Below are 6845 nucleotides of genomic sequence, written 5' to 3'. Positions count from 1 at the left end.
TTAATCTCGGTAGTGTCCTGAAAGCAGATAACATATCTGCCTGAACAGGCTGCTTTACAGTTCCCAATAAGGTTGGACAAGAGTTCATTCTCGCTTATCCGTTCATTCAGGAGAAAACGGTAGAAGCCTTTTGCGGATGCATCATCATCTGTAAGTTGGCGTATCGAATGAACACTCCGGCTAAAAAGATCATTTAAAATCTTATTCCCTCTTAAAAGTAAACGGTGATCCCCTAAATCTGTAAATTCTCGACGCATATCAAGTGCAAAGTAAATAAAAAGATGTGTCCACACGATAGGTCTGCACGGGAATGACGCGTAAGGTTAAATCCATGCGTCATCCTCAACTTGATTGGGGATCTTAAAGCATTAAGCCGGGTTTGTAAGTTGCATTAGGATTCCCGTCTGCACGGGAATGACGATCGACCTACTCCACTTTCAACACCCACACCGATACACTTCCGGCATTGCAGTGAAACTCCGCCCAGCCATTTTCATCAATGGTTACTTCTTGTTGTCTGTATCCTAAGGCATCAACAAATGTTTTTCCTGCAAAGTGTTTACCTATTTCCATTTCTTTAAAGCCTTCCCCTCCTGTGCTCAACAATACCGCCAAGCCACTATTTTCATGTTCTTCATCTCCCGCACGTGTCCACCCTACGCAAATAGCATGGTCAAAATAATCGCGCTGCTCACCGTAGGCTAAGGCTGTCCGGATTTTACTCATGGTTTCTACTGCAGGAATTGCCACTAACTCCACATGCACCTCATCGCCTTCTTTGTCTTTATCATCATAAATTCCTCCGTACAGATCAGGAAAGAACAAACACGGAATCCCCTGTACACGCAACAGGATGATGGCATAAGCTAAAGGCCTGAACCAAAAATCAACATAAGATTCCAGTGCCTGTAAAGGTTGCGAATCATGATTATCAACAAATGTTACCGCCAGATCAGGCTTTACCTGAACCAAGGTTCCATCAAAAATCGTCCGCATATCAAATTCACTGTCCTTACTCGCCAGGAAAAAATTATGGTGTAAAAGCGAGTCAAATATTTGCGTCCGCCCCCCCGTAATCTCAATATATTTTAATTGTCCTTCTCTATCCACCACATTCCAGTCTTCGGCAACAATAAAAAACTCCCTGTTAAATTTTTGATTCAGGTGATCGATCCACTCTACAATAAAATCCGGATTGATGTGTTTAACTGCATCTAACCGAAAACCATCTACTTTGGTGGTTTCCACTATCCATTCGCCCCAGTATTTCAACTCTTCAATTACAGCCCTGTTTCGGTAATCAATATCGTTGAACATCAGATAATCGTAATTGCCAAATTCAGTAGATGGAACCACTTCAAAACCTTCTCCTAAATAATTCTGGATCGAATAAATAGCCGTTTTTTGGAGGTCTTCTGCCCAGTCTACCCCACTAAAACACTCATGATTCCATATAAACTCGGAATATTTACCCTGCCGCCCAGGAAAAGTAAACTTCGTCCAGGCTTCTATTTCGAAAACATCGCTGGTAAATTCGTTTCTATCTTCTGGGTTTACAGTTCTAACGGCTATTTTTTCGAGTTCATCGCCTCCGGCTTTGTGATTAAAAACTGCATCGGCTAAAGCGCCAATCCCATTATCGTGGAGCGCTTCAATAGCTTTGACATACTCATCTTTAGAGCCATGTTTGGTATTCACACTTCCTTTCTGATCGAACTCGCCCAAATCGAAAAGGTCGTAAACTGCATAACCAACATCGTAAGCCGCATTGTTTGATTTATAAGCTGGAGGCAACCAAACAGCGGTTATCCCAATTTCTTTTAAATGACTTGCTTCGGCAGCTACTTTAGTCCACAAATTTTGTTCTTCATTATAATACCAATGGAAAAATTGGATCAGGGTCTGGTTTTGCATTAAATTCGATTTTTTTTGTATGGATAACATGATTTTTTACGAATTGTTTTTTGGTTTTACAGGAAAACCTCACATCCTTTTTCCCACTGATTGCGCAGATCACCGCAGAAACAACTTCTAAATCCGTCAGAATCTATTTGCAATACCATTTTACCCACATTTTACTTACTTTTGCCATCAAATGAGTTTAAAAAAGAAATTTGCCAAAGAAAGTTTTACCATCATGAACGAATTGGTATTACCAAACGATACCAATACCTTAAACAACTTAATGGGTGGACGCTTGCTCCATTGGATGGATATTGCAGCGGCAATTTCGGCTCAAAAACACTGTAACCGTATCGTGGTAACTGCTTCGGTTGATAACGTTTCTTTTAAACAACCCATTAAATTAGGGGATGTAATTACCATCGAGGCCAAAGTAACCAGGGCTTTTAATACTTCAGTAGAAGTTCGTTTAGATGTTTGGGCAGAGAATATTCCAAGTGGTGCCCGCCAAAAAAGTAATGAAGCTTATTATACCTTTGTTGCGGTAGATCAGAGTGCCCGTACCATCCCTGTACCAGAACTAATACCAGAAACGCCCGAAGAAATCGATTTATTTGACGGAGCTTTACGCCGCAGGCAATTGCGTTTGGTTTTAGGCGGAAAAATGAGCCCTGATGATGCCAGCGAACTAAAGGCACTTTTCTTTAAAGCATAATTTTTACACTAAATTTCTTTCTGCTTAGCATGATTGTTTTATTTTAGCGGTTTACCCTACGCTGAAAAATATGACAACTTATACCATTCTTATTATTTTAAGCGGATTAGTAATTTTCTCTTATCTGTTTGATTTAGTGGCAAGTAAAACCAAAGTACCATCGGTTTTATTGCTCCTGCTTTTGGGTATTGGTTTACGTTTACTGGTCGATAACCTTAAAATACAAACCTTCAATTTCCTCTCAATACTACCCACATTGGGTACTGTAGGTTTAATTTTAATTGTTTTTGAGGGGTCTCTCGAGCTTAAATACGACCGGCATAAAAACAAGGTCATTAAAAGCACTTTTTTTTCGGCCTTAAGTATTTTACTCGGTACCACCAGCGTAATTACCACTATCATTTACCAGATTTCGCACCACGATTTATATACCTGTATTGCTAATGCCATCCCTTTTAGTGTAATCAGTTCGGCCATTGCCATTCCATCGGCTGCAGCTTTAAACAATAAAGATAAAGAGTTTGTGATCTACGAATCCTCTTTCTCTGATATTTTGGGAATCATCATTTTTAATTTCACCATTACCAACCATTCGGTCACTACCTCCGCATTTATCGGCCTGGGTTTAAGTACCTTTCTCATCCTTTTGCTATCGGCCATTGCCTGTGTGGTATTGTTGTACATTATGGGCCGGTTGGTACACCATATCAAATTTTTCCTGATTATCGCCATCCTCATCCTGGTCTATGCCATTGGTCAATCTTACCACCTTTCTTCGCTCGTGCTGATCCTGAGTACAGGTTTATTCCTGAACAATGCCGATACCATCCAGAACGTTTGGTTCAGGAGTATTTTTTTATACAGGAATTTAACGGCCGATTTATCACAGCTTTACCAGTTATCGGCAGAAAGTGCCTTTATTTTGCGGACTTTTTTCTTCGTGATTTTCGGTTTTACGATGAACATTGGCGAACTAAACGATAAGATTGTACTCGCCAATGGCTTTTTCATTCTGATCACGATATACCTCATCAGGATGCTCTTCCTTAAAATATTTAAAAAGGATACTTTAGGCCCCATTTTATACATCGCTCCCCGCGGCTTAATTAGCATTTTGCTTTATTTTAACCTGCCAGCTTCCTTAAAAATACCGGAGGTGGGTACGCCGTTCCTGTTCCTGGTTGTACTGGGATCGAGTATTGTAATGACGCTGGGGATTACGTTGAGCAAGAGGAATAGTATAGTTCATTAGTCATTGGTTCATTCGGTTAATTGTATAAACTGGTTAACCGGTTAATTGAGGTCAGGTTTAGTAAATCATCTAAAATATATGAAGTAGCACGCTAAATTCCGCTTAACGGAAAAACATTCGGTTAAGTAGCGGAAGTTTCGATTTAGACGAATATAACTAATGTGTTGGCTCAAATTCTTTGAGCTTGTATAAGCCTAAAACATTTGGATCGATTTTCAGATCCGGCCTGAAAATAATTATTCCTTTTATAAAGTGTGCTAATAACAAATTGCCATTAGTAATTACAAGGTCGCATTCTAATAAGACAGCTCTTGTTACCGTTTTATTTGATTTTTCATCAAATAAATAAACACTCAAATCCGGATCTAAGTCTGTGCCTACCCTTAGATTTATAAAGACATCATACTTTCCATTTTCCCCACCTGGCATTAATAAATTGTAAGGCATTGTTTTTATTAATTCCTCATTATCAGTATAATGATGCAATCCGTTACGGTCAACTACTACATGGGTTATTTTATTCTTCGATTTTTCTTTTATTGTAGCAACCAATAACCATACAAAAAACCATACAGCAAATAATGCAATGACAACTATCAGAGCCTTTATTTCTATGTTAATGTGTGTACTGTTACATACCATTATAGCCATTAACACCGTTAAAAGTGGTGTTAACACGCAAAAAATTAAACCCAGGCCGTTGATAAACGAAGTCCAGCTTTTAGAAGTTTTGGAACGAATAGCCGGGAAATTATTTGCATCAGGTGACATTATCTTATTTAATTAGTTCATTTAATCAAATGTTCATCATCGTTGTGCTATTATTTTGGTTGCCGGCAGGTATTTTTTAGCACATCCAATTCTATATTTAACATATGCTTCTACCACTAATCCCCAAAATTATTAAAGGGAAAAAACTAGCTTCCCATTTCCAGAATCTTGTCAAATTCTTCTGCTTTTAATGGCATTACCGACAAACGTCCTTGTCGAACCAATGAAATATCAACCAAACTTGGTTCAGCTTTGATCTGCTCTAAAGAAACTGGATTTTTTAAGCTTTCTACAGGCGATAAATCAACCACTACCCAGTTGGCATCATCGGTAGTTGGATCTTGATAAAACTCCCTTACTACTTTTGCAATACCCACCACGTTTTTACCTTCGTTACTGTGATAAAAAAGCACCAAATCTCCTTCTTGCATGGCTTTTAGGTTGTTTCTGGCCTGATAATTACGAACACCATCCCAAAAGGTACGGCCATCCTGATTAAATTTTTCCCAACTGTATTTAAAAGGCTCTGATTTTACTAACCAATGATTCATTGTATTTCTTTATTTAAAGCTCAAAACTAACAAAACAGAACGGATTAGAAAATAGGTCGGAAAGAATGGAGATAATATAAGGAGATTGAGCACTGCGCTTCGTCCTGGATAAATCTAGCCAGGCCCCACTTTTCAGCTCATCATGCGTTCTCGAAAATGCTGCGTTGCACTTGTGTTAAAACATTGGCAGAATCCCGTTGCTTCGCAACTGCTGATTCTCACACATTTTCTCTTCGCAAACGTATCACATAAGCTTTAATATAATATTCTTTTTAAATTTATGGTCTTCCGTATTGAGGATTAAGATAATATTTATATTTTAGAGTAAACTAAATAAATGTTATACGCTCTCTTCTCTTGGTTTCACGATGGGTTATCTGAGTATAAACGTTTAACAACTATCAAATTTACTAATTACGCTATTTAAAAATCACCTATAAAGATCAATGAAGGTTTTTAATTTGGTGATAGTGTGTGTCTAGGAGTTAGCAGTATTTTAAATAGACAGATAAATAAGATATGGCATTACCAGAACAATACCTCGTGACAACAAAGAACCTTGACAGTTTTTTAAATTCGTTGCTAAACGCTAAAGCACCGACAAAGTTTACCAATAAGTTTTTAGAACAGCTGGAATTCAAAAGCACAAATGACAGACTTCTTATTGGTTTGCTAAAATCTCTTGGTTTTATTGATAGCAATGGCATTCCACAAGATAGATATTTTAAATTTCTTGACCAATCGCAGTCAAAGCATGTCATAGGCGAAGCAATCAAAGAAGCATATACGGATTTATTTTCAGTAAACGTTAAGGCTAACAAAATGTCGACAGCTGATGTCAAAAACAAGATGAAAACGTTGACGCAAGGAAGCAAATCAGATGCTGTATTAAATTGGATGTCGAATACTTTTACTGCATTATGCAAATATGCAGACTTTTCTAATCAATCATCAAAAGAGGCTGTCGCAGTAAAACATCAGGAGCATTTTACGGAAGAAATCCCCCTCAGAATGAACATAAAATGACACGCGAATTAATCAGTAAAAAGATAACGACAGAAATGCATTATAACATCCAGATACATTTACCAGAAACTCGTGACATTACTGTTTATGATGCAATCTTTAAAAGTCTAAAGGAACACTTGCTTTAATCTCCCTATGGACAAAGATAAATTATACTCTTTTGTTTTTAAAGGCATCCTAACAGAAGAAGCTCTTGATAAAACTGAACGAATAAAAAAATCAAAATTTGGTAATGAAGATTTCAAAAAACTTCACGATATAAACATTCAAATTTTAACTCGCCATTTACCCTGTACAGCTATGAGGGAAAGCACCCCTCCTGATTTAGGCTATCGTGTGGACACATCTCTGTGGATATCCCAGCCCTGCATTGATGCTTTAAAATACTTGATGCCTATCCAAAGGGTTGTAATTCCTGGGTGTCTTTTACTTTCGTAGCCTTTCCATCCCCCAAGTCTGGCTATTGCCCATACATACCTCTTTAGGTCTTTTGCCTGATATGGGTTTTTCTGCTTTTGGGTTTTCCCTTCAAGACGGATTATCCGATGATCAAGAAACTCCTGTTCCTGTGCCGTAAAACAGGAATCTGCTGAGAGTTCTATCTCAGGCTCTGCATAGGAGAGTCTCA

7 protein-coding genes and 1 pseudogene are annotated in these 6845 nt (G+C 38.1%); 3 read left to right on the top strand and 5 right to left on the bottom strand.

Annotated features, from left to right (window positions below; translation table 11 throughout):
- On the bottom strand, positions 1–257 hold a 257-nt coding region (locus EYS08_RS25450; protein ID WP_208745942.1), incomplete at its 3' end, for a transposase DNA-binding-containing protein.
- A gap of 169 nt (positions 258–426) precedes the next feature.
- Positions 427–1914: an alpha-amylase gene (locus tag EYS08_RS25445; protein ID WP_131032697.1), complete on the bottom strand. Its 1488-nt coding sequence runs from the start codon at positions 1912–1914 to the stop codon at positions 427–429.
- Positions 1915–2095: 181 nt separating this feature from the next.
- Here EYS08_RS25445 and EYS08_RS25440 point away from each other — a divergent pair, with 181 nt between their 5' ends.
- Positions 2096–2617 (top strand): acyl-CoA thioesterase, encoded by a 522-nt coding sequence (locus EYS08_RS25440; RefSeq protein WP_131032696.1) that lies wholly within the window; start codon positions 2096–2098, stop codon positions 2615–2617.
- Positions 2618–2687: 70 nt separating this feature from the next.
- The gene (locus EYS08_RS25435) at positions 2688–3869 is read left to right on the top strand and encodes a cation:proton antiporter (protein ID WP_131032695.1); all 1182 of its coding nucleotides are present in this window, start codon (positions 2688–2690) and stop codon (positions 3867–3869) included.
- A 156-nt stretch (positions 3870–4025) separates the two neighbouring features.
- Here EYS08_RS25435 and EYS08_RS25430 read toward each other — a convergent pair whose 3' ends face one another.
- Positions 4026–4640, bottom strand: a complete 615-nt coding sequence (locus EYS08_RS25430; RefSeq protein ID WP_131032694.1) for a hypothetical protein — start codon at positions 4638–4640, stop codon at positions 4026–4028.
- A 146-nt stretch (positions 4641–4786) separates the two neighbouring features.
- Entirely contained in the window at positions 4787–5191 is a 405-nt protein-coding gene (locus EYS08_RS25425) for an EVE domain-containing protein (RefSeq protein ID WP_131032693.1), read from the bottom strand.
- A 519-nt stretch (positions 5192–5710) separates the two neighbouring features.
- On the opposite strand from EYS08_RS25425, the gene EYS08_RS25420 reads away from it, so the two are divergent.
- A complete protein-coding gene (locus EYS08_RS25420; RefSeq protein WP_131032692.1) occupies positions 5711–6217 on the top strand; it encodes a DUF5343 domain-containing protein in 507 nt (168 codons plus the stop codon).
- 329 nt (positions 6218–6546) lie between these two features.
- Here the strand turns inward: EYS08_RS25420 and EYS08_RS26230 are convergent.
- Positions 6547–6845 (bottom strand): annotated as a pseudogene (locus EYS08_RS26230) (hypothetical protein); the annotation flags it as partial.

The sequence above is a fragment of the Pedobacter kyonggii genome (assembly GCF_004310665.1).
Lineage (GTDB): Bacteria > Bacteroidota > Bacteroidia > Sphingobacteriales > Sphingobacteriaceae > Pedobacter > Pedobacter kyonggii.
This window is presented reverse-complemented; position numbering and strand designations above follow the sequence as displayed.